Source organism: Lacinutrix undariae, assembly GCF_052934785.1.
Map to the genome: position 1 here is coordinate 810,132 of NZ_CM128809.1, position 25,985 is coordinate 836,116.

At 32.7% G+C, this 25,985-nt stretch carries 20 protein-coding genes; all 20 read right to left on the bottom strand.

The window, feature by feature from the left end:
• Window positions 1-105: 105 nt before the first annotated feature.
• Complete coding sequence (locus ACU4C5_RS03685) at window positions 106-333, bottom strand: CAMCR motif-containing small membrane protein (RefSeq protein ID WP_446845704.1); 228 nt, start codon at window positions 331-333, stop codon at window positions 106-108.
• Window positions 334-335: 2 nt separating this feature from the next.
• Complete coding sequence (locus ACU4C5_RS03690) at window positions 336-869, bottom strand: DUF420 domain-containing protein (RefSeq protein ID WP_446845705.1); 534 nt, start codon at window positions 867-869, stop codon at window positions 336-338.
• Window positions 870-890: 21 nt separating this feature from the next.
• Window positions 891-1,634 carry an SCO family protein gene (locus tag ACU4C5_RS03695; RefSeq protein ID WP_446845707.1) on the bottom strand — a complete coding sequence of 248 codons (744 nt, stop codon included), beginning with the start codon at window positions 1,632-1,634 and terminating at the stop codon, window positions 891-893.
• A complete protein-coding gene (locus tag ACU4C5_RS03700; protein WP_446845708.1) occupies window positions 1,627-2,343 on the bottom strand; it encodes a hypothetical protein in 717 nt (238 codons plus the stop codon). Before ACU4C5_RS03700 ends, ACU4C5_RS03695 begins: the two co-directional genes overlap by 8 nt.
• Window positions 2,344-2,414: 71 nt before the next feature.
• Window positions 2,415-2,798 (bottom strand): cytochrome C oxidase subunit IV family protein, encoded by a 384-nt coding sequence (locus ACU4C5_RS03705; protein ID WP_446845709.1) that lies wholly within the window; start codon window positions 2,796-2,798, stop codon window positions 2,415-2,417.
• Between the two features lie 18 nt (window positions 2,799-2,816).
• Window positions 2,817-3,821, bottom strand: coding sequence for a cytochrome c oxidase subunit 3 (locus tag ACU4C5_RS03710; RefSeq protein WP_446845710.1), 1,005 nt, complete (start codon window positions 3,819-3,821; stop codon window positions 2,817-2,819).
• A gap of 47 nt (window positions 3,822-3,868) precedes the next feature.
• Window positions 3,869-4,450, bottom strand: a complete 582-nt coding sequence (locus ACU4C5_RS03715; protein WP_446845711.1) for a cytochrome c oxidase subunit 3 — start codon at window positions 4,448-4,450, stop codon at window positions 3,869-3,871.
• A 1-nt stretch (window position 4,451) separates the two neighbouring features.
• Window positions 4,452-5,309 (bottom strand): heme o synthase, encoded by an 858-nt coding sequence (cyoE, locus tag ACU4C5_RS03720; protein WP_446846421.1) that lies wholly within the window; start codon window positions 5,307-5,309, stop codon window positions 4,452-4,454.
• 267 nt (window positions 5,310-5,576) lie between these two features.
• Window positions 5,577-7,688: a gliding motility outer membrane protein RemB gene (gene remB, locus ACU4C5_RS03725; RefSeq protein WP_446845712.1), complete on the bottom strand. Its 2,112-nt coding sequence runs from the start codon at window positions 7,686-7,688 to the stop codon at window positions 5,577-5,579.
• A gap of 121 nt (window positions 7,689-7,809) precedes the next feature.
• On the bottom strand, window positions 7,810-8,607 hold the full coding sequence (locus ACU4C5_RS03730; RefSeq protein WP_446845713.1) for an energy transducer TonB: 798 nt from the start codon (window positions 8,605-8,607) through the stop codon (window positions 7,810-7,812).
• Window positions 8,608-8,723: 116 nt separating this feature from the next.
• A complete protein-coding gene (locus ACU4C5_RS03735) occupies window positions 8,724-9,446 on the bottom strand; it encodes an energy transducer TonB (protein ID WP_446845714.1) in 723 nt (240 codons plus the stop codon).
• Window positions 9,447-9,491: 45 nt separating this feature from the next.
• Window positions 9,492-9,878, bottom strand: coding sequence for a VanZ family protein (locus ACU4C5_RS03740; RefSeq protein WP_446845715.1), 387 nt, complete (start codon window positions 9,876-9,878; stop codon window positions 9,492-9,494).
• Entirely contained in the window at window positions 9,871-10,251 is a 381-nt protein-coding gene (gcvH, locus tag ACU4C5_RS03745) for a glycine cleavage system protein GcvH (RefSeq protein WP_446845716.1), read from the bottom strand. Before gcvH ends, ACU4C5_RS03740 begins: the two co-directional genes overlap by 8 nt.
• Before the next feature lie 94 nt (window positions 10,252-10,345).
• A complete protein-coding gene (gene sov, locus ACU4C5_RS03750; RefSeq protein ID WP_446845717.1) occupies window positions 10,346-17,611 on the bottom strand; it encodes a T9SS outer membrane translocon Sov/SprA in 7,266 nt (2,421 codons plus the stop codon).
• Window positions 17,612-17,616: 5 nt separating this feature from the next.
• Window positions 17,617-18,198, bottom strand: coding sequence for a Holliday junction branch migration protein RuvA (gene ruvA, locus ACU4C5_RS03755; protein ID WP_446845718.1), 582 nt, complete (start codon window positions 18,196-18,198; stop codon window positions 17,617-17,619).
• A gap of 64 nt (window positions 18,199-18,262) precedes the next feature.
• Window positions 18,263-20,560 carry an NADP-dependent malic enzyme gene (locus tag ACU4C5_RS03760; RefSeq protein ID WP_446845719.1) on the bottom strand — a complete coding sequence of 766 codons (2,298 nt, stop codon included), beginning with the start codon at window positions 20,558-20,560 and terminating at the stop codon, window positions 18,263-18,265.
• Window positions 20,561-20,755: 195 nt separating this feature from the next.
• On the bottom strand, window positions 20,756-21,679 hold the full coding sequence (gene queG, locus ACU4C5_RS03765) for a tRNA epoxyqueuosine(34) reductase QueG (protein ID WP_446845720.1): 924 nt from the start codon (window positions 21,677-21,679) through the stop codon (window positions 20,756-20,758).
• Window positions 21,680-21,681: 2 nt separating this feature from the next.
• Window positions 21,682-23,007 (bottom strand): cytochrome P450, encoded by a 1,326-nt coding sequence (locus tag ACU4C5_RS03770; RefSeq protein ID WP_446845721.1) that lies wholly within the window; start codon window positions 23,005-23,007, stop codon window positions 21,682-21,684.
• A gap of 42 nt (window positions 23,008-23,049) precedes the next feature.
• Entirely contained in the window at window positions 23,050-24,072 is a 1,023-nt protein-coding gene (gene ruvB / locus ACU4C5_RS03775) for a Holliday junction branch migration DNA helicase RuvB (protein ID WP_446845722.1), read from the bottom strand.
• A 99-nt stretch (window positions 24,073-24,171) separates the two neighbouring features.
• Window positions 24,172-25,965, bottom strand: a complete 1,794-nt coding sequence (locus tag ACU4C5_RS03780; protein WP_446845723.1) for a cytochrome c oxidase subunit I — start codon at window positions 25,963-25,965, stop codon at window positions 24,172-24,174.
• Window positions 25,966-25,985: the final 20 nt, after the last annotated feature.

Consider the following 25,985-nt stretch of genomic DNA (forward strand, 5'->3'; position numbering starts at 1 on the left):
AAACCCTTAGGGCTTTATACCAAAAAAATGTTAAAGACATTCTTTCATATTGTTATTAATAAGACTCACAAAACCAGAAGTTGTTACAGTTGTACTAAAAAAACACTAGTTTTTATGTGAATCTGTTCTAAAATACTTAAAATAAATGATACATCCTAAACCAGCAGCTAAGATGTAAGGAATTGCCATTAAATAAACAATCCCATCGTTAATTCCTTTGGCAGTAGATAAACCTTCTTCACTCTCTAAAACAGCTCTACACATTGCGCATTGAGAACTTGCTTGAAGTGAATACATGGCTAAAACTAAAAAAACTATAATTTTACGTGTCATATTTAAGCGTAATAAGGTGAAATCATAACATAAACAATAACTCCTGTTATGGTAACATATAACCACAAAGGAAATGTAATACGAGCAATTTTTCTGTGACGATCAATATCATCGGTCAATGCTCTTAAATAAGTAATTAATACAAAAGGAATAATGATGATAGATAGTATAATATGTGTAATTAATATAAAATAATAAACATATTTAATGATACCCTCACCTCCAAAAACTGTAGAATCACTAGTCATATGATACGCAACATACATAATTAAAAACAATAACGAACAAAATATTGCTGTGGTCATTAATTTTTCATGAAGCACTATCTTTTTATTTTTCACAGCAATAAATGCTATAATTAATATTACTGCAGTTAAAGCGTTTACAGATGCGTAAATAGGTGGTAAAAATGTTAACGGCTTAACGTTAGGGATTTTCACACTAAATAGTACAGCAACAACAATTGGTATTACGATAGATAATACAGCAATCCATTTATTATATTTTTTTTGCTGTTCTTTTATTTGATTAGGCATATTTTCTTATTTAATACACTATTAGTTCTCTTTAAGAAGCTTGGTAATATCTGCTTTTAACATCGATATTTGCTCAGCTTGTCCATCATCATCAACTTTTTCAGTTTCAGAAATAATCCCATTGTAATAAATTAATGGATTTCCACCTACGGCACGTGATCTAATAAATCCATTTTTATCAATAAGCGCAAAGTTTCCTGAGTGTTCAAAACCACCTTCCACTTCGCTATTTTCAGCAGTAAAAATAAAAAACCCTTTGTTGGCTAAGTTATAAATAGCATCTTTTTCGCCAGTCATTAGGTGCCAATCTGGGTTGTTTACTCCATATTTATCAGCGTAAGCTTTGAGTACTTCAGGTGAATCATTTTCTGGGTTAATACTGAATGATGCAATCCCAAAATCATCTTTATCCTTAAATGTATTTTGAATATCAACCAGATTACTAGTCATACGCGGGCAGATAGTTGGGCAGCTTGTAAAGAAGAAATCGATAACATATACTTTTCCTTCAAAATCTTTATTGGTAATAATATTACCATTTTGATCTGTAAAACTAAAGTCAGGAACTTTTTTAGCTTCACCTTCAGCATTTTTTATAAACTCTAAATCTGCCACATAGTTTTCATTTTTTTGATCACTTCTGCTTTCGTTTCTAGAAACATCATCATTAGATATACGGTCTACAATTTTGGGAACAAAGTATATTCCAAAAATTAAAATTACAAATGCAATTCCTATGTACGAATAGTTATTTTTTTTACTCATTTGATTGGGTTTTTATCTCTTGCTCACGGCGTTTTTGAGAGGATTTAAATTTACCTTCTCGTTTCTCTCTATATTCTGTGAATAATACACGAAGATCGTCGTTCATTTTATTTTTGATCACTGCAACTTCAATACAGTTATAATCGGTAAGACCATAAACAGGTTTTTCTGCGTCTTTCTCTTTAGTCTCTCTATCATCTACTCTACCACGTTGATTTAATTCTTTGTCAATAATAAACACAGATTTAGATCCTGTACTTAAATTTAGTGAGTTACTAGCATCTAAACTATTGTATAAAGATAAAATTTCACTTGGAGAAGCAAATACATAATGCCAAAATTTAAGTTCTTCGTAGGTATTGATTTCGCTTTTAAGAGCTTTTACACTTTCTTGAGTACCATTTGGTGCAACTAATACGATTTGAAACGTTTTAAAGCCTTTAAATTTATCGTAAACAAGTTCTTTTAGGTTTAAAGTTGCTACGGCATTATCCATAGGTGTATTTCCTAAAAAGCCTAATACAGTAATGTGATCTTTAAGTTGAATGTCTTTAGAAGCATCGGTAGATGTATAGATAATTTCATCAACATTTGAGTTGATGATTTCTAAAGGAGTGTAGTTATGATCTGCAGGTATTAAAAACAACAAAAACGTAACTGGAAGAAAGAATAAAACCCCTAAAATGATATACTGTTTAGTTTTTTTCATAGTGGGGCAAAATTAAAAAAAGGCGGTTTAAAAACCGCCTTTTTTTATCTATTTAACTAAAAAGTTTTTATTTAAAAATCTGTTTTAATAAAACCGTTAGAGTAAACACCTTCAATATAATTACCTTCTGTTAATAAGATAAATACTAAGTAGCAAATTAAAAATATACCTACCCATACAACGGCGCGTCTTAACCCTTTTACTTCGTCTCTCATGTGCATAAAATCCCAAGTAATATAATAGGCTTTTACTACGGTTAGTATAATGAAAATCCAGTTAAGTAATTTCATCCCTAACACTTTACCCATTAAAGATTCTGGCTTGTATATCCCTAAAACAACTTCTACAGCTGTAATAACTGATAAAAGGATTAATACTCCCCAAATTTTTTGGGTATTGGATTTAAATTTCCAAAGACCTCTAAATATTTCTAATTTATGTTCTGCGTGTGCCATGTTCTTAATTTATTCTAATTAAACTAGGTAAAAGAATGTGAATACAAATACCCAAACTAAATCTACAAAGTGCCAGTATAAACCAACTTTCTCAACCATTTCGTAGCTTTTTCTTCTTTCGTAAGTTCCAATAACAACATTGAAAAACACAATGATATTAAGAATGATACCCGAAAGTACGTGGAAACCGTGGAATCCTGTAATAAAGAAAAAGAAATCTGCGAATAAAGAAGATCCATACTCATTAACATGAAGGTTTGCACCTTTCACTACAAGTTTTCCATTCTTTTTAAGTTCAGTTAGAGATGCTTCTCTAGATAATACTGTTTTATGACCTTCTTCGTTAAGAATTTGAGTTCTTATTAAGATATTCTCATTAGCTTCTAGTCCTTTAATGACTTCATTAACAGTAAAAATTGGTAAGGTTGCTTCGTCAACAAACCATAAACCGTCTTTACTTTCATGAGGAATTCTTTCGTTATGTGTATCTGCAATTGCAAATCCTTCAACAGCAACGCGTTTAAACACTTCTTCTCCGTCTATAGTTTTATACTCACCAAATTGAAGAATATTTCCTCCTTTAGTTTGTACTGCACCAAATTCACCTTGAATAAATGTTTTCCATTCCCAAGCTTGAGATCCTACAAATATAATTCCTCCAATAATGGTAAGGAACATATAAATAGTCACTTTGGATTTTTTCATGTGATGACCTGCATCTACAGCAAGCACCATTGTAACTGAAGACATGATTAATACAAACGTCATAAACGCTACGTATATCATAGGTAACTCTTGCCCATGTAAAAATGGAACGTGAGTAAATACCTCATCAGCTATAGGCCAAGACCCAATAAATTTAAATCTCGAAAATCCGTAGGCAGCGAGGAAACCTGAAAATGTTAAAGCATCGGAAACGATGAAAAACCACATCATCATTTTACCATAACTTGCTTTTAGAGGATCATTACCTCCACCCCAAGTTTTGCCATCTGTACCAGTATTTGCAACTGTAGTATTCATATAAAGCGTTTAGTTTTTAAAATGTTGAACAAAAATAATCAATTTATTTATCTAATGAAATTTAAAAATAAAAAGAGGAATAACCATAACACATCAATAAAGTGCCAAAACGTAGCTGAGAGTTCAAAACCAAGCGTTTTTGTCGCACTATATTTTTGTTTAAAATGATTATAAATTACAACTAACAACGAGATTAGTCCTGCAATGACGTGCAATATATGAAATACTGCAATAACATACACAAAAGACATGGTCACATTACTAGTTGGCCCCGTAAAATTATATCCTAAATCTATAATTTGTGAGAATCCTAAAAATTGACTTACAATAAATGCAATACCCAATCCTAAGGTAACTAATAGCCATAAGGTAACACCTTGGCGGTTATCTACTTTTAAAGCGCGTTTTGCAAGATAATAAGTAGCACTACTTATTAATATAATAATTGTGCTAATTAAAAATGCCGATGGTAATTGAAAGTCATTTAGCCAATCTGGTCTTGTACTACTAACTATTACAGCACTTGTGAGTCCTCCAAAAGACATCACTAATGAAATGATACCAAACCATAACATCATTTTTTTTGCTCTTCCAGTTTTCTCTTCTAATGTTCCTTCTGTTAAATCCATCTTATCTTAAAAATTTATCTACAACGTATATAATTTGAAGTAATGTAATGTAAGTTACACTAGCTAACATTAATTGTTTTGCAGCTTTAGCAGTTCTAACTTTAAAAAGAATAATAGCATAACGCAACATTACTAATCCTAAAACAAACACTAAAATTGCAGCAACAATAGATAGTTGTAAATCTCCTGTAAAACCAAACACAGGAATTATTGATACTAATATAGTCCAAACGGTATACATAATAATTTGTGCCGCTGTACCTTTATCTTTTTTCCGGGTAGGTAACATAAAGAAACCTCCTTTTTCATAATCTTCAAATAAAAACCACCCAATCGCCCAAAAGTGAGGGAATTGCCAGAAAAATTGTAATGCAAATAAAGTTCCTGGTTCAATACCAAAATCGTTACTTGCGGCAACCCAACCTAACATAAAAGGGATTGCACCAGGAATAGCACCTACAAAAACAGAAATTGGTGTTTTTGTTTTTAACGGTGTATACACACAGGTATATAAAAATATTGAGATTGCACCATACATTGCGGTGCGAGGATTAATAATGTATAACGAGGCAAGACCTAATATTGTAAAAACAACAGCAATTATAAAAGCGGTGTTTACGCTCATTCTTCCTGCTGGAATTGGTCGGTTTTTAGTACGATCCATTAACGCATCTAAATCTTTTTCTATAATTTGATTAAATGCATTTGATGCTCCAACCATAAAATAACCACCAAAAGATAAAAGTATTAAGGTGTAAATTTCAACAACATCAGTTCCTAATAAGTATCCCGCGATCGATGAGAACACGACACTAACGGAAAGTCTCACCTTTGTGATTTCTTTAAAATCAGAAATCATAGTTGCTGGGGTTAAATTAGAAGGGGTTGTAGTGCTCAAATTTGTATTATTTGTCGCTTTAAATTGCGATTGCAAAGATACTTTGAAAATTGAATACCACCAACGCTAAATAAAAGTAATTCGTAAATAATAAATAAAATTGTCTGTTTTATTCAATATTCTTATAAAAAAGAAAGTTGTCAACCTATTAATTACGATGGATGTTAGCTTTTTAATAAAATATATGAAAATTATAACGTCTTTAAAATATTTTTAGACTTGTAAGAATTAGAAATCATTATACCAATTAAACAAATCAGTTCTTACACCAAAACTCACCCAAGTTGTATTGCTTTTTACAACTGAAGCTGTAGTAGCATTAGGATTAAAATCTCTAAAACTTATATTGGTGAATAGTCTTAAGTTACTTGCAGGGTTAACAATATACCCAGCTTGTAACTCGGCATTAAAAGTTTTGGTTTTAATTCCTTGGCCAACTTCTACTCCTGTATCAAATGGACGATCGTTATAAGTACGATAGATATCACTTCCGTAGCTAAAACTATCTGTTTCATTATTAAAATCGAATCCTCGCACTCCAAAAATTAATTTTCCATCAGCAAACCAGCGTTTGTAATTATAACGACCAATAAGTATTAACTCACTAAAATTAGCTCCCCAAAGGTGTGCCATGGGCTGATTATTATGTCCGTAATTAAGTGCTACTGTATTATGAGAATACGTATAAGGTCTCACACGATTATATTCGGCTTGAAGTAATAAATTATCAACCTTAAAAGCATTAAAATACTTGGCTCCTATTTGATAACCAAATTTATTTTTCCAACTTTTATTACCTCCTCTTATATCATTTAATGAAAACTCATCTAAGATAAATTGCCCGTAAAAATTTACTTTATTATTCCATTTATATTTTGCTGAAGCACCAACAATCGCATTTCCTGCATCTTGGCCGGTTTCAAATTCAATAGCTCTATAGAAAATAATTGGATTAAGATAATTTACATCAAAACCACGATCATTACTATCTGTCCAAACCACAGATTCAAATAATCCTATATTAAGACGCTTTGAAACATTCCAACTTAAATAATGATTTGCCATATATTTGGTTAAGAATGCGCCATCTTCTGTAACTTCGGGGCGTACATCTTTTAACCACATCCAGGTATTGGTGTATTTAATTTTCCAGAATTTGGTATTTAATTTTAAAAATGGATACGGACTTGCTACATCACTTTGCAATAATGAACGGTAACCATCACCTATAAAATTCTTTCCATGACCAAACTGTACATTAATAAATTTAGCAGGTGAATATGATAAATAAGCTTCGGCTACAGGATAATCATAACCATTCTCTTTAAATTCTTTACCTATTCCTCGACCAGGAACAATTGCTGGATCAGGACCAAAGGCTTTTAAACTTTCGGCATAATCATTAAAATATTGCGCAAAACGCCCTTGACTTTCAAATACAGAAGCCGAGAAACTAAATTTATCCCCCAAGCCTCCTTGAATATAAACGCCTCTTGTGTTATTGTATGTAGTACTAAATTCGGCTTCAGTATCTTTTCCTACTTGTAAATCGAAAACAGGATCTGCAGTAAACCAATAATCTTCACCTTGAATTTGCACTAAATGTTCGTTCCATAATTTTCTTGCCCACCAACCTTCTGAATCTTTAAGAAGTTCTTTTTTTTCAGCTTCAAAATCATAATATGGTGCAACATCATTATACATAAATGGTTTAGATGCCGTATGACTATTAGTTCCTAAGGCATTCATTTCAGCATCAAAACGTGCATAAGAGGTATGTGTAAAAGGAATATTTAACTGACTTTTATATTCTAAATCTTGATATTTTACGATATGAGAATTGATACTATCATATTCTTTAGAGATTGTAGCATTTAAATTTGTGGTTGCTTTTACATCAACCATAGTTTCTTCAGCTTTTGCTTTAAGTACAGCTGGGTCTTCTAAAGGAATTTTTATCGCTATTGAATATTGAAAAAAAGTAGGTCGCCCATTATAGGTACCAGGCTGTAATTTTGGTAAACTATCAAAGAGACGTTCTGCTTCAGTTTTTAATTCCGTATAAACGGCATCTATGTATAAGATATCTACAACACCTTCTTTATCAACTTCAAATAATAACTTCATTTCACCTTGATAATTATCATTGGTTACTTTTTGTGGCACTTTAAAATTATTAAAAATATATTGATTCAACTTATTATTGAAACACAGCTTTAAGTCTGCAATAGATTCTGAATCACATTCAGGAAAAACTGGTGATTTTTGATATGTTTCTATCTGTTGAGAAAATCCATAAGATTGAATTAAAACCAAAAAGATAAAGGCGAATTTCTTCATATAAATGCTAGCTAACTTTTAAGGTGGAAAGATACTGTTTTTTTCAAAATTGGAATATTAAAAAACCGCTATCAATTAAAGATAGCGGTTTTAAGTATTTAAAAAATTTAATTATTAGTGATTAATTTCTTACTTCAAATACAATTGGAAGTGCATAAATTACATCAACTGCATTACCTCTTTGCATCCCTGGAGACATTTTTGGTATTCTGTTCACTACACGTTTTGCTTCTTCTTCTAATCCTGTATGTGGTGCTCTTGCTTTAATATCTGTTACCTCACCTATTTTATTGATTTTAAATTCAACATAAATACGTTGGTATCCTGATAATCCTAAATCTGAAGCAATATCTGTAGAGAATTTTTTACTCACCAAACGTGTAATCTTTTCAGACATACATTTTTTGCGATCGGCATTCGTTTTTTCGTCTTCACAACCTGGATATACAGGTGCTTTTTCAATTTTGTAAAAAGGCACTGGAGCAATCACAACATCAATCACGTCAACAATTATATCATCTGCATCTACGGGATCACTGGTAACTTCTGGTGCAACGTCAATAACATCTGTAATTTTATGCTCTGGAGTATCATTATCAACAATAATAGGATCTTCTGTTAGTACCGGAAGTTTTTGTTGTTGCTCTGTCTTCTTAGGAGCTTGGGCATCGTAGATTTGAAATTTTTCTACTACAAACTCTGTAGGACCATCATCCATTAATATTGCAGTTTCTTGAATGGGAATTTTTTTTTCAAAATTCATCTCTAAAAGCGCGTAGGTACCAAGTAAACAAAGAATAAGTCCCACTTGAAAGAACAAGGTGGAGTTTTTTTGTAAATTTGCATCATGCTTTTGCGATTTTGAAACTTCACCATTGCTCTGACCAGCAACTGTGTGTGTTTTGTTCGTTTCTTTCATAATATTTAAATTTAAAATGTTAATATTATGATAAAATTGCAATAAGCATACCAAAAACAAAAAACCCGCCTATTAATTTAGACGGGTTTTTTAATTATATGTAAAAACTGTTGTTTTTAGTCTTGTACTTGGAATAAGATTGGTAACGAATATGGAACTGTTACAGATTTCCCTCTTTGTTTTCCTGGTTGCATTTTTGGAAGTAATCCAATAACACGTTTAGCTTCTTTTTCTAATCCTGGGTGAGGAGCTCTAGCCATAATGTTTGTTATGTTTCCGCTCTTGTCAATCTTAAATATAACGTTAATACGTTGTCTTCCTGATAATCCTAATTCACTAGCTAAATCTGTATTAAATTTCTTATTTACAAATCGGCTAATTTTTTCAGACATACATGCTTTTTTAGCATTGTTTCCTTTTTTGTTTTCACATCCAGGGAAAACTGGTACGTTTTCAATTACTGAAAAAGGGACTTCAATATCTTCTTCAACTTCTTCAACTTGTACATCTTCTACTTCAACAATTTCTTCTTCTTGACTTGTTTCTGTAGATTCAATAACTGTTTCTTCAACCTCAACCTCATCTTCAACAATCTCGATTACTTCGGGAGCAGCTGGTGGTGGCGGTGGTGGCGGTGGTAACAACTCTTGTTGAGTAATAGGAATTTCTTCATCTTGAAATTCATCCATACTTACTTCTCCTATATCAATAGCTTCTTTGTCGTAAGTTTTAAAGTTGATTGTTAGGTTTGTTATTAATAACATTAAGGCAAGACCTACTGCAAAATAGATTGAACTATTTCTGCTGACGTCTGCTTTAGGATTTTTTTTCGGTTCCATAGTGCTTAAAATGTTTTAAGGATTGCTAAAATAACCAATTAATTATTAAAAATGCAAGTGATTATTTTTATTTAACTTTAGGTTTACAATAAACTTAATAAGGATTAGCGCAATTACTACTCCTATAAAGTTAGCTACAGCATCATAAAAATCTGAAATTCTTGTACTTGATACTACGCTTTGTAAAAACTCAATTATAATGCCATAAATAACAGGAATGCAAAATGACAAAAGCATTTTATACTTTATCTTAATGCTATAAAAATAATTATAGGTTAAAATGGTAAATATAAAATAGGCTGTTGCATGATAAATTTTATCATCATTATTAGTTCCTATCTCTGGCATACTCGTAATAGAAATAAGACTAAGCACGGTTAAAGCCGCTACAAAGCTTAGCAATGCTACTAGAGCTAATTGTTTATTAGGCACCTATTAATGCTTTATAATCGTCTGCAGACATTAACTCATCTAATTGAGAGGCATCTGAAACTTTTACTTTAATCATCCAACCATCACCGTAAGGATCGGTATTTACATTTTCTGGAGCATCTTCTAGAGTATCGTTAAAAGCAATAATTTCACCAGATACTGGTAAAAATAAATCTGATACTGTTTTTACAGCTTCAACGGTTCCAAAAATTTCTTCGGCATCTAAAGTTTCATCTAAAGTTTCAACTTCAACATAAACGATATCTCCTAATTCACTTTGTGCAAAATCTGTAATACCGATAGTTACTGTATCGCCTTCAATTTTTACCCATTCGTGGTCTTTTGTGTACTTTAATTCTGCTGGTATATTCATTGTGTTATTTTTTGTTTGAGCAAATGTAATTTTTTAAATGCTCAATTTTAGTTGTTTTTTTATTTTTTTTCTTCAGAAATTAAAGACTTCCTATTTAGTTTCCAAAATTATATCTTAATGTAATTCCTGAACGTATTGTTGTTTGTGGAAATGAGGTTGAAATAGCGTATTCTGAAAAATTATAATCAAAGTAAAAAATTCCTGTTAAGTTTTTACTAAAAGCATAATCTGCATTATACTTAAGTGCCCATACAGTTTGCCCTGATGTTACTTGATTGTTTTCAATATCTAGATATCTAATAATAGTTTTATTATTTCTTACCGAAATATCTGCTTTCATATTAAGATCACTTTTTATAATTTGTTTTGGACCTGCCATTTTTGCATTGATTTTTACATCTTTTATACGGTAACCTAATCCTAATGTGTATTCTTTTCCTTGAATTTCTGTTAGTAAATTATTATCAAAACTTAATGATAACACTCTATCTTTTTGCATTTCTATTAATACTTTAATAGAGTTTTTCATTTCGAAATCAATACGGAATAATGGGCTAAATTGTTCTTCTAAATTGATATTACTAAATAGTGTTTGATTTTTATAATTTCCAGACTGATCTAATACGTCGTCATCTTGAGATGCATAACCTACTGTTGGATCTGCTGCACTATAATCTAAATTAGTAATAAATTGATTTACGGTATAGCTAGAGCGGTAACCATGTGTAAGAGAGAAACGTTTAAAGCGTTTTTTAAACCATTTCATTTTCATAAATCCAGTATATTTTAATTGCCAGTTAGGGATTGGAATATCTCTAAACGCACCTAATTTTACTTTTTCTGGATTAACACCTTGGTAAGCCGATAAAAATGATGGTAATAATACTGCCTGACTTGTTTTACCAAATCCTAATGGGTAACCTTCGGCATCTACTGCGTATGTTGAATTCCCGTAAAATTTACGTGCCAAACGATTAGCAATTACTTTTCGGTTGGCTCTAAAATCATCAAAAGCTTTAGATTCGGTTTCGTTACTTGGGCTAAATGCTGTTTTTATTAATGAGGTAGAGATATTAAAGTTTCCGTAGGCATTAGTAATTAATGTGTTGTATGTATCACTAAACCCGTCGCCATTAAGATCGGTAGCGTTAAAGTTTTCTGTAATACTTTCGGCATATACACGTCCTCCAGTAAGATCTATTTTTAAATCTTTAATCAATTCTACATTTGCCGAAATATCTAAAATACGGTTTGTAGTCTCGGTATATTGTTGATTAAATTCTGGAAAAACGGTTAACCATCCATTACTTGCTACTTGGCTTCTAATATCACTTTGGCTACCAAAAGTATAGCCTAGTGTTGGTTTTAATGTTCCAATAAAACCTGGAGTTCTTAAATATCCTGGTAAGTAAGATCCGTTGTTTTCAGAATAATTAATCTGCACACGTTTTACACTCGTCACCAAATCAATAGCACCGTTTAATAATTTTGAACCGACACCTTTTTTAGATTTCTCAACAGGTTCTGGAGTAGCATTTGCATTTAAAGATCGTCCCGGAATACCTCTTTTACGAGAAGATATTCTTGATTTTTGAGCCTTCTTTTTTACTAAACCTAAATGCTTATATAACGTCTCCATATTAAACGTTGTGTTTAAATTATGCGTGTTTGCATTTTGTATGGAGTTTCCTAAATCGTAAGTTGAAACCGCACCTGTTGTTGGATCGGTATATTCAAAATTAGTATTTAAATCAGAACCTTTTGTCCATTGAAAATCTCCAGTATAAGAATATGATGCTCTCATAAAACTTAATGTTGGAATTTTATATAATGGTATTTCATAGTTTAATTGAAATTGTTGATTCTGAATATTAGGATCTCCTAGATCAAAGAATCCGTCCCAAACATCTAATGATGCATCTTGCTCACCATTAAGCACATCATCAACAAAATAGTTTCTTACAATATTATTGTTTGCCGCATTAAAATTGAAACTTAACGCTTTTGTAATATTATAGTTAATTGCATATTGAAAATCGAAAGTATAATTTCTTCGGAATAACTCTTCAACACCAATATCTGCAGAAGTTAATCCTACTTCTCTAAATTTTTGTTTATTGAATTGTCTTACAATATTTGTATTTACAGAAAAATTAGTTGGTAATAAATTAAGATTAAAATCTTTTAATATTTTCCAATATTTTCCGGTAAACAGTGAATCGTTATTTTTAAAAGGCTCAATAATTAATGGCTGAAAACTATACGCATAGTTAACACCTGCTTTTATATTTTGATCTAATGAACTCTCAATTTCGTAATCTCTGTATTCAACTTTGTTATATGAATAATTGAATGTTAAATTCTCAACATCATAAACTTTAGGTTTTGCTTCACCTGTACGTTGTTTTTTAACACCTATAAAATTGATACTTTTCCGTTTTGTATATTCTTCAGATTGAGATTCAATGGTTTCGCGCTCTTCATCAGTATCAGCTGCTGAAAGACGAGAATCTAAAGTTAAATCATTATAAAACTGATCGTATTTAGGAGTTACCAACTCTTCACTTTGCGAATAATTAAATGGCACTTGAATTCCCCATTTTTTTGGTAATAATTGCCCTAAATTAACATTAGTTACTACATCATATTGTTGTACATCTTCAATACTACGCTCGCTTGGGCCTTGTTCAACAGAACCAAACCCTGCAGTACTTTTTCTACCGGTAGCACTAATACTAGCAAAATCGGCAATATTAGTATCTACACTTGCTACAGCTGCCCAACCCCCTTCGTTATCCATATCGGCTAAACGCAGTTCATTAAACCAGAATTCTCCACAAACATTCTCGTTATCAGGATTGATGCTTTTTAATCCAAGCATTAAAACTCTAATATCTCCAAAATTAGGATTTCCTTTTATAGCAATACGTTGTTGTCCTTCTGTATAATCTGAGAACTCTGTTACTGGATTAGCACTTAATTGGTTATCAATTACATCATAAAATGTAGGTTCTATATTAGCTAAAGTTCCATTTAATATACCTTCAGATTTTATGTCTTGTAATAATGATAGTAAGATGTTTATTTCATTTTCTTCTGGCCAAACATCGGTATCTAAAACAGATCCTGTTGAAACTTTAAGTGGTACTTCAATTTGATAATAATTATCTGTAAAGTCATTACCCATACGGATAAACCCTACCATTTCGTTATCATCTAAAGTTCCAGAGTCACCATTTTCAGCATGCATAAACATACGTAGCTTTTTATACTGACGCATATCAATACTGATATTTTTATAAACTCCTTTTGAATCAGTAGGTTCTAAGTCACATACATTTATAACTAATGATTGCTCATCCTGACTGATAATATTATTGTTGTTATTTAATTCTTCTAGTTCAACACCTGGAGGTAGCACATAATTTCCTTCGTTTTGTTGTAAACTTACTACTCCGGTTGTTAACTCTGCATTGGCACTGTTATTCGTATTGTCGTTATCTAAATCTAAAGTATAACGTCTCCAATCGCTTCGTACTAAATCTAAAGTTGCAAAACGCAATACAGTATTTTGAGTAAATTCATTTAAAAATAAACGTGCAAAACGTATGGATCTAATATCTGAAATACCTCCGATGGCTGCCGTTGGTTCGGAAATAGGAATTCTGAATTGGTACCAAGTGACCTCTCTTACATCTCCATTTGGCAACTCAACATCTCGGGTTTTGATGTCATTAATCTGCTCGTTATTTATATTTAAAGATGCTGGTGTAATATCAATTTCATACTCATAATAACTATCAATAGTATTCATAGTATTATCTCTATTGATATCTTCTACGTCAGGCTGTGTTGTAGATCCTCTATTGGTTTCGGTAAATGTATCTGGTGAATTCCCTTCTAAGCCGTTATAATATTTGTAACGTTCAAAAATATCTCCATCAGTATTTAAGAAATAGGTATAATTATCATTTGATGGATCTGATCCAAATTGCGCACCAAATTTTGAGATTTCTTCGGCATCATCATAACCATCATACCCAACATCTTGGTTGGTACGCTGATTACCTGTTGAAGAAAATGTATAAATTAAAGATTGATTGGTTGGAACGACGGTACCAAAAGCAGTTTCTGGAGTTAGAATACTAATATCTCCATCTTCTGGCAATCCATTTTCATATTGTTTTTTACCATCTTTAAGAATATCCTCTGAGATATTACCTAAGTTAATTTTTAATTTCCCTCCTGGGTTTGTTCCTGTAAAATCATCTAGAAAAGGATCTTGCACCCAAAATTCAATATACTCAACATTGGCTTGTTCAAAATCTGTAGAGGTAATTGCTCTGGTAATACCTGCCCAAGCATTACTTGGATTATTAATAGTACCATCTGCTGCTGAAGGATCAAAATTATATGGTCCTCTTTCTGCTGGGTAATAGGCTAAATCTAAAGTAGAAATCACAGTAGTTTGTCCTTGAGAAATATCTATTTCAGGAAAAATTTCATCTATAAATACACGTCTTGTATATAAATTAGAAACATCATCATCGGTAACACCACTTGGGCGTTGTGTACTGTAAAAAATAGGATCTACAGTATACCAGTTTAACCATGCTCTGTCGTAACCGTTTTCAACACCTGTAAAATTTATAGGATTATCATAAGTTGCGTTATTAACAGTACGTGGTCTACTTGACAAATACCAAGAACTTGCCGATAGTAAATCGATAGCACCTTGTGTACCTTCAAAATCATCAACATAAGCTGTGGCTTCTCCGTTAAAATCGGCACCATTAGCCGAACCTGGTGCTAAATATGCAAATTCTCCTCTTAAAGAAAGGTTTGATGGCACATCGGTATCAATATTAGGTAGTTTATTAGCTAATCGTGTTAAGAACGGAACTTCGGTTGAATAGTTTCCGTTGAAACCTAAAATGGTATTATTTATAGGTTCGGAATTATAATTTGCTTTTTGAGTTATTGGGCGTTCACTTAGGTTTAAAAATATACCACCTAATACAAAGTTCTCATTAAATTGATGTTCAACATTTATCCCCGTAAAACGTTTGCTTTGTTGTCCAAAAACAGCATTATTTTCTACCGAAACATTAATTGGTGTTGTAGATGCTTTTAATGCTTCATCTAAAATTTGTACACGTCCTAATTGATAATTTACGGTATAATCAACGCCTTCAATTAAGGTACGTCCTCCAGCAGTAACAACTACAGATCCTTGAGGTACATTAAATGCGCCTAAAGAAATCCCATCACTTCCTGAAGATTTATAACTTCCTTTAAGAAGGAATTTATTTTTTTCAATCTGTTCTAATGCGGCAGTTTTGGTAGACTTATATAAAATATCGTAAACGTATTTTTCTTGATTTAAGTTGGTATAAGTATCCGCCTCATAATCGGCTTCATTATTATTATCATTACCATCATCATCTAAAACATCAAATAAATAACGTCCGAAAGGTTCTACTTTTGTAAAAATAATTTTTCCGTTGGCAGAAAGTATGGTTTGTCCTTCAACGTAATCAAAAAATCCATCTCCTCCAAGTTGTGGATCGTTATTATAGTTTAAACGATCTAAATGAAATAAGCGAATTAAAGGGGTTTCAGATATCTCAGTATCGTCTGTTGGATCGGTTGAGTTATTATCATATTGCGGAAATGTGGTTCCCTCAACAGGTGTAATATAATTAAGAGCAGATGATTCGCTATAAAATATATTCAATTTAAAATCTTCCTGACTTAGTTGATAAGCACCCGTATCGTAGATATTTTTCATCATTAAATCCCAAATCGGTTCATCAACACTTGTGATAGCACTTTTAAGCATTTTTAATACTAATGCATTATTAGTTACTACTTGGTTTCCTGTTCCTGTATCTGTAGAAACATCGGTTGCTGAAACTCCATCATTAGCAAACTCCCCTACTTGGTATACTTTACCTCCTACGGTATATTGAAATGCTACGGCTAGAATTTCGTCACTCAACAAACGTTGGTTTAACGAAATATAACCTAATTGTGTATTTAAAGTATAATCTGAATTTTCTGTTAGTTTTCTGGCATTTTCAAGTTTTCCAAAATCAAAACCTTCATTTGCACTTGCCAAAATACCTTGTTCAACAGTTGTAATATCTCGTACCATTGTACTTAACTGTGATCCTGCTCCTCCAATATTTAAGGGATTAAAATCATTATTTTCATTATCAGGATAAGCATTCCCTCCTACGTTAACAAAACCACCTGGAATAACATCTAATCCAAGAATATCTGACTCTCCTAAATCTTGAAGCGCTACAACATTACGAATATTTTCTGTTTGGTTGGTTCTATTAGTTACCCATACTTCAGCACGAGTTATTTGTATATTATTATTAATATATGGGTATTTCTCTAAAGATTTGTTATAGTTATTTCTAAAATATTGCGCTAAGAAGAAGTGACGATTTTCATCGTAATCTTGCGCAAAGAAAGAAAACTCCTCTAAAGTTCCACCACCTTGTGATACTACGGTTTGAGATTGTGATTTTTGTTCAGAAAACACAGCTGTTACGCTTGTTTTTCCAAACTGTAATTCTGTTTTTACACCAAATAAACTTTGTGCTCCTGTGATTAAAGAACTATTAAGTGGCATACTTACGTTACCAACTTCAATTTTTCTTACAATATCATCTTCGGTTGGTGTGTATTCTAATTTGATTAAATTTTGAAAATCGAAAGTAGATTCGGTATCATAATTAGCTGTTACTTGTAAACGTGTTCCTACTTGACCTAGTAAACTTAAACTAATTCGTTGATCAAAATCGAAGGTAAAATTACTTTGATTTCTTGGTGAAAATGATGGATTTTCTTGTTTTGTGAATAAGACTCCTAAATCCATTTCAACTGATCCTTGAGGAACAATTTCAATAGTATTTCCTCCAAAAATACTTTCAAAAAAAGCAGATTCTACATAAAATTCTGGTAATAAATTTTTCTGTTCGTCTTCCGCACCTTCTTTTCTTCCTTCGGCAGCATCAACTTTTTTCTTATAATAAGCTTGAAGTTGTTCGCGAAGCACTAATTTTTGATATTCTGCAGGAGTTAAAATTATAGGATAATTAAGATTAAACTCACCAACTTTTTCGGTAAAGATATACCTGTCCATTTGGGCATCGTACGTATATTTTGATACAACACTATTAGGATTAGGCATTTTTAGACTTCCTAAAGCATGTCCTGTTTTAGTACTATCTGTATCAGCAGGTATTGCTTCCTGTGCAAAACTAAATGTGCTACACAGTATTGCTAAACTAAATAGGATATAAGGTCTAATTAATTCTTTAAAAGTATGGTTGGTTGTACTCAAATCGCTTATAAATTTTTTAATGCGGCTTTAATAATAGACTCTACAGTTGCTTCTGGCTCGTTAGCTACAATTTTATCAACTACACGTTCTGCTTGTTTTTTATTAAATCCAAGAACTTCTAAAGCTGATAACGCTTCATCTTTGTTTGTATTGCTTTTTACAGCCGAAACTTCATCGATGTCATATATTTTTAACACTTTATCCTTGAGTTCTATAATAACACGTTGTGCTGTTTTTGCGCCAATTCCTTTTATAGATTGAATTAATGCGACGTCACCAAGCGCAATACCTTCTCTAACTTGTTTTGGTGTTAAAGATGATAACATGGTACGTGCAATACTTGCGCCTATACCACTTACAGAGATTAGTAATCTAAAAATTTCACGTTCAGCTAAAGAAGAGAACCCAAATAACGTATGGGAATCTTCTTTAACTTGAAGGTGAGTATATAATTTAATTAATTCTTGATCTGGAATTTGAGAAAACGTATGTAACGAAATATTAAGCATATAACCAACACCGTTACAGTCAATAACAACGTCGGTTGGATTTTTCTCTACAAGTTTTCCTTGAATATGTGTTATCATTAATTTATGTTAATTAATATCTCAAATGTAATAAATAATTTGATTATAGTGCTGATTACTTTTATTATAGCGTTTTACGCTCTTGCTCTTGTCGCTCCTTTTGTTGCGAATCAATAACAGCAATTGCCGTCATGTTTACAATCTCATCAACACTTGCTCCTAATTGAATAATATGAACTGGTTTGCGCATTCCCATCATAATCGGTCCGATAGATTCTGCTTTATTAAGTTCTTTCAATAATTTGTAAGTGATATTAGCCGATTCTAAGTTTGGAAAAATAAGTGTATTTACTTTCTTTCCTGCTAGTTTAGAAAATGGAAATGTAGATTGTAGCATCTCGCTATTTAAGGCGAAATCTGTTTGTAATTCTCCATCAATATCTAAATCAGGATAACGTTTATGTAAATAAGAAACAGCTTCTCTAACTTTAGTTGATGTCTCATCTTTTGAAGATCCAAAGTTTGAAAAAGAAGTCATAGCCATTACTGGTTTCATTCCAAACATTTTTACAACGCGGGAAGTCATTTGAGCAATCTTAATTAAATCTTTAGCTGACGGATTGATATTTATAGCGGTATCACTTAAAAACATTGGTCCTCTTTGTGTCATCATTACATTGGTTGCCGCAGCTCTAGTTGCTCCAGGTGCTAAACCAATAATTTCTAACATAGGTTTTACAACCGAAGGATAACTTCTAGAATATCCAGATACTAATGCATCTGCATCTCCTTCGTTAACCATCATAGCTGCAAAAAAGTTACGCTCACGCATTTTTTTCTGCGCTTCGTATAAGGTAATTCCTTTACGTCTACTTTGTTGCCAGTATACATTTGCGTATTCATTTTTTCGTGCTTCTTCTTCATCCGATTTCGGATCAATAATCTGCACATCGGCATCAAATTCAATTTCTTCTTTTAAACGCTCAATAGCATCGCGACGTCCTAATAAAATAGGAATTGCAATACCTTCTTCGTGCGCTATTTGCGCTGCTTTTAACACATCTAATTGATCTGCTTCAGCAAACACTACACGTTTTGGGTTTAGTTTAGCTCTGTTTAATAATAATCTTACAATTTTATTATCAGACCCTAAACGTTCTAAAAGTGCTTCTCTGTATTTTTCCCAATCTGTAATTGGTTCTTTTGCTACACCACTTTCCATAGCTGCTTTTGCAACTGCTGGTGGTATTTCGGCAATTAAACGTGGGTCAAATGGTTTTGGAATAATGTAGTCTCTACCAAAGGTTAATCTGGTTTCATCATAAGCAATATTTACTTGCTCTGGCACAGGTTCTTTAGCTAATTTAGCTATAGCAAATACTGCGGCCATTTTCATTTCCTCATTAATTTTAGTTGCACGAACATCTAGCGCTCCTCTAAAAATAAAAGGAAAACCAAGTACATTATTTACTTGATTAGGATGGTCGCTACGCCCAGTTGCCATAATAATATCCTCTCTAGCAGCCATTGCCAAATCATATTCAATTTCTGGATCTGGATTTGCCATTGCAAAGACAATAGGATTTATAGCCATTGTTTTTAGCATTTCTGGTTGCACAACATCGGCTCTTGAAAGCCCAATAAACACATCGGCATCTTTCATTGCTTCTGCTAATGTATCAATTTTACGATGTGTAGCAAATTCTGCTTTTTCTGTAGTAAGGTTGTCTCTATCATCACGAATAACCCCTTTACTATCTACCATCACCATATTTTTGCGGTCTGCACCACAAGCTTGGTATAATCTAGAACATGAAATAGCTGCTGCACCGGCTCCACTAATTACAATCTTAGCTTCACTAATTTTTTTACCGGCAATTTCTAAGGCATTAAGTAATGCTGCTGCAGAAATTATAGCGGTTCCGTGTTGATCGTCATGCATTACCGGAATATCTAATTCGGCTTTTAAGCGACGTTCAATTTCAAAGGCTTCGGGTGCTTTAATATCTTCAAGGTTAATTCCACCAAAAGTTGGTGCAATCATTTTTACCGTTTGAATAAATTCTTCAATATTTTCGGTATCTACTTCAATATCAAAAACATCAATATCTGCAAATATTTTAAACAGTAAGCCTTTTCCTTCCATTACTGGTTTTGAGGCTTCGGGTCCTATGTTTCCTAATCCTAAAACAGCTGTTCCGTTAGAGATTACAGCTACTAGGTTACCTTTGGCTGTATATTTATAGGCATTGTTTTTATCTTTAGCGATTTCCAAACAAGGTTCGGCTACACCTGGTGAATAGGCTAATGCTAAATCTCTTTGGCTAGCGTATTTTTTTGTAGGTACTACTTGTATTTTTCCTGGAGTTGGCTTAGCATGATATACTAATGCTTCGCGACGTTTACTATCTTTTTTACTCATAAAAATTGTATCAATATGAATTTACAAATGTAGTAATACTGTTGCTTAATCTCTAATCTTTTAAAAAACTTAATCTGTGACCTATACATGACGTATTTTACAGCAGAATATGGAATAAATGTGGCAAAAAGTTAATTTCTTTTTCTTTTTATGGATGAAAAAACAAATACTAGCATAACCTAGTTAAGACATATTTTACTTCAAAAACTTAATATTACGTTCTAAACCTGAAAACTTAGTCCGTTTTACTGCCGATTTTTGAAACACTTTTTGAAAGGTATCTTGAGTAATCTCTTCCCAATCTTTTTTAGTCATATCCAACAATTCAGGATGCGGATTAAACAAGGGTTCACTATGCGATTTTGAGAAACGGTTCCAAGGACAAACATCTTGGCATACATCACAACCAAACATCCAATCGTCAAATTTTCCTTTAAATTCTTGCGGTAAATTGTCTTTGAGTTCAATAGTAAAATAAGAAATACATTTGCTACCATCAACCACATAAGGTTCAGTAATAGCTTGAGTTGGACACGCATCAATACATTTGGTACAAGTTCCACAGTGATCGGTTGTGGCATGATCATATTCTAAATCCAAATCAATAATTAATTCGGCAATAAAATAAAATGATCCCACTTGTTGTGTTAATAAGTTAGAATGTTTACCTATCCAACCCAAACCCGATTTTGCAGCCCAAGCTTTATCTAAAACAGGTGCCGAATCTACAAATGCACGACCACTAACTTCGCCTATTTCATCTTGAATACTTTCTAAAAGCGTTTTTAATTTGTCTTTAATTACAAAATGATAATCGGTGCCATAAGCATATTTTGAAATCTTAAAACTATCTGTATTTTGAGTCTCTTCAGGATAATAATTCAGTAATAATGAAATCACAGATTTTGAATCGTCCACCAGTTTTGTAGGATCCAAACGCTTATCAAAATGATTTTCCATGTAGCGCATTTCGCCATTCATGTTCTTATTGAGCCAGTTTTCTAATCGTGGTGCTTCGGTTTCTAAAAATTCGGCTTTACTAATTCCACACGACAAAAACCCCAAACGTTTGGCTTCGGCTTTTATAAACTGACTGTATTTTGATTTATTAGCAATCAATTTTAACGTTTTTCGAATTTTAGAAAAGCGTTTTTGGGCTTTAAAGTGATAAGTGGTGTAATATCAATCTCGTCAAACTTCGGAATAATTTTATAAGTTTTCACCAATTGCGTGATGGCCATAATCATTTCGAACATCGCAAAGTTATTCCCTATACATTTTCTTGGTCCTGCGCCAAACGGGAAATATTGTGATGAAAATTGTCGTCCACCATCATTAAAACGTTCGGGTTTAAACGCATCTGGATCTTCCCAAAGTTTAGCATGACGATGCATTTCATATACAGAAAACAAGATATTTGATTTCGGTTGAAAAGTCATATTCTCAAAAGTGTCTTCTTCAACATTTACACGATCAATAAAGTATACCGGTGGATATAATCGCATAGATTCTTCAATTACTTGTTGGCATTTTTTTGAGGCCATTACCATACTCATAATATCTTTATCTTTATTGGCTTCAATTTCGTTATAAATTTCGGTTTGCCATTCTGGATGTAGTGCCAAAAGTTGACAAGTAAACGTTAAAGCACTTGATGTGGTTTCATGTCCTGCGGTGAAGAGAATTAAAATTTCGTCAATTAATTGTTCTTCATCCATATGGCTTCCATCGTCATATTTGGCTTCTAAGAGCATGTCTAATAAATCGTCATACTTTTCTGTAGATTGACGACGTTCTGCAACAATTCCTCTTAAAATTTCGCGCGCTTCTCTAGTAAGATTCAAGTGTTTTTCTAAAATACCACTCGCTTTAAACCACCACCCTAAATAGGGTTGTCTCAACTCTTTTACCAACATACGTTGTGCGGCTTCGGTAATAAATTGTAGGCGGTTTATTTGTGTAACATTTGCAGCACTACTAAATAATGATTTTACAACCGTTTGAAATGCCAAGTCATTGAATATAGGAAACACATCAATGGTTTGGTTGGGTGTGATTTTTTTATATTCGGAAGCTATCGCTAAATTAATAGTATCTAAAAGCAGTACTAATTGCTTTTTATAAAATGCTGGTTGAATTAATTTACGTTGGGTTTTCCAGTGTTCACCTTCGGCTGTTAATAATCCTGTACCCACATATTTGACTAAGTCTTCTGTTTGAATTTTAGACTTTACATAGTTTTTTTGATGCTTCTGAAGTACATATTCTGCAAAAGCGGCATTTCTGGAAAAAAATATTTCAGTAGAAAACCCTATTTTAAGTTTAAACGTATCGCCTCTTTTAGTAAAATTAGCATTATGAAACGGTAATGGGTTTTTTAAAATATGTAATGAATGTTTTAAAAAATTAGATAATGGCACTTCTGGAATTTCAGTTTTATTGGGCATAATCTTTATTTTTTAAATCCATTATAAGTACAAAAAAGGCAATTAAAATAAACCACCTTGAGTTGGACCTTTTACTTTTCCTAAATGTTTGTAAGCTGCTTCTGTAACTTCACGACCACGAGGCGTTCGCATTATAAATCCTTGTTGAATTAAAAAGGGTTCGTAAACTTCCTCAATAGTTTCGGCGCTTTCACTAACAGCAGTTGCTAATGTTGTAATTCCAACGGGACCACCTTTAAATTTTTCAATAATAGTAGTTAGAATTTTATTATCCATTTCATCCAATCCATGAGCATCAACATGAAGTGCTTCAAGTGCATATTTTGCAATAGCAATATCAATACTTCCGTTTCCTTTTATCTGTGCAAAATCTCTTACACGACGTAATAATGCATTTGCAATACGAGGTGTTCCACGGCTACGACCAGCAATTTCAACCGCTGCTTCCATAGAAATGGCCACATTTAAAATGGTTGCACTCCGTTGTACGATGGTAGTTAATAATTCGGTATTATAGTATTGTAAACGACTTTGAATTCCAAAACGCGCACGCATTGGTGAGGTTAGTAATCCAGATCGTGTGGTTGCTCCAATAAGTGTGAAAGGATTTAGATTGATTTGAACAGTTCTGGCATTTGGTCCAGACTCGATCATGATATCAATTTTATAATCTTCCATTGCTGAATATAAATACTCTTCAACAATTGGACTTAAACGGTGAATTTCGTCAATAAATAACACATCACGCTCGTCTAAGTTTGTTAGTAATCCTGCAAGATCACCAGGTTTGTCTAAAACGGGTCCTGAAGTGACTTTAATTCCTACATTAAGTTCACTTGCCAAAATATGTGCAAGTGTAGTTTTACCTAATCCTGGAGGGCCGTGAAATAGTGTATGATCTAAAGCTTCTTCTCTTTGGTTTGCTGCTTGTACAAATATTTGAAGATTCTCTAATACTTGATCTTGACCTGTAAAATCATCAAATGATAGTGGTCTTAACTGTTTTTCGACATCAAATTCTTCAGAAGAATGGTTATCGTTTGTGGGATCTAAGTTTGCATTCATATAAAACAAAGATAAAGAAAAAGCCTTTCTAATAGATAGAAAGGCTTTTAATATTATTATAGAATCTCTAAAAAAGAGTTCTTATTTTTTAAGTAGAACTTAGTGTTGTAATTCTTCTTCACCTTCTTTAAGAGGTACGTTTTGCATTACAAAATCAACATCGTGTCCTGGTTTGCTGTAATCGTAAGCCCAACGGTATACTGTTGGAAGTTCACCTGGCCAGTTTCCGTGGATATGTTCAACAGGTGTTGTCCATTCTAATGTTGTAGATCTCCATGGATTTTGTGTTGCTTTCTTACCGTAGAACATACTTACAAAGAAGTTATATAAGAATACGATTTGAAAAACAGCTCCAATAATAGCGAATACTGTAATTACTTTATTTACATCTGCTAAATCATCAAATAATGGGAAGTTAGAGTTTGTATAGTAACGTCTTGGTAAACCTGCCATTCCAATAAAGTGCATTGGGAAAAATACTCCGTAAGCACATATTGCTGTAATCCAGAAGTGGATATATCCTAAGTTTTTGTTCATCATACGACCAAACATTTTTGGATACCAGTGGTATACACCAGCAAACATACCGTAAAGTGCAGATATTCCCATTACTAAGTGAAAGTGAGCAATTACGAAGTACGTATCGTGAACGTTAATATCTAATGCTGAATCTCCAAGGATAATTCCTGTTAAACCACCTGTAATAAATGTAGATACAAATCCAATAGAGAATAACATACCTGTATTCATTTGGATATTACCTTTCCATATTGTGGTGATCCAGTTAAAGGCTTTTACTGCCGATGGGATCGCAATTAATAATGTTGTAAATGTAAATACTGATCCTAAGAATGGGTTCATTCCTGAGATAAACATATGGTGACCCCAAACTATTGTAGATAAGAATGCAATTGCAAGTATAGATACAATCATTGCACGGTATCCAAAGATTGGTTTACGTGAGTTGGCAGCCATGATTTCTGAAACCATTCCCATTGCTGGTAAGATTACAATATATACCTCTGGGTGACCTAAGAACCAGAATAAGTGTTCAAATAATACTGGAGACCCACCTTGGTAATGTAATACTTCACCTTGTATAAATATATCTGATAAGAAGAATGATGTTCCGAAACTTCTATCCATAATTAACAATAAACAAGCAGAAAGTAATACTGGGAAAGATACAACACCAATAATAGCTGTTACAAAAAATGCCCATATAGTTAAAGGTAATCTCGTCATAGACATTCCTTTAGTACGTAAATTTAATACAGTAACTATGTAGTTTAATGATCCTAATAAAGAAGAAGCAATAAAGATAGCCATAGAGACTAACCAAAGCGTCATTCCCATTCCAGAACCTCCTTGTGCCATTGGTAAAGCAGATAGTGGTGGATAAATTGTCCAACCTGCTGCAGCTGGACCAGCTTCAACAAATAAAGAACATAACATGATGACACTTGATAAAAAGAATAACCAGTATGATACCATGTTAAGGAATCCTGAAGCCATATCTCTAGCTCCAATTTGCAATGGAATTAAAAGGTTACTAAATGTACCACTTAATCCTGCTGTAAGTACAAAGAATACCATTATGGTACCGTGAATAGTTACTAATGCTAAATAAATATCTGCATCCATAACACCACCTGGTGCCCATTTTCCTAATAAGGCCTCAAAAAGTACATTTGGTTCTTCTGGCCATGCGATTTGCATACGGAACATGATTGACATCAATATTCCAATAACTCCCATTATAGTACCAGTAATTAAATACTGTTTAGAAATCATTTTATGATCTGTACTAAAAAGGTATTTTGTTACAAACGTTTGTTTGTGATGATGTCCGTGATCGTCGTCGTGTGCTTGAGTATCTGCGTGTGCTGACATAAACTTATATCGTTTTAATC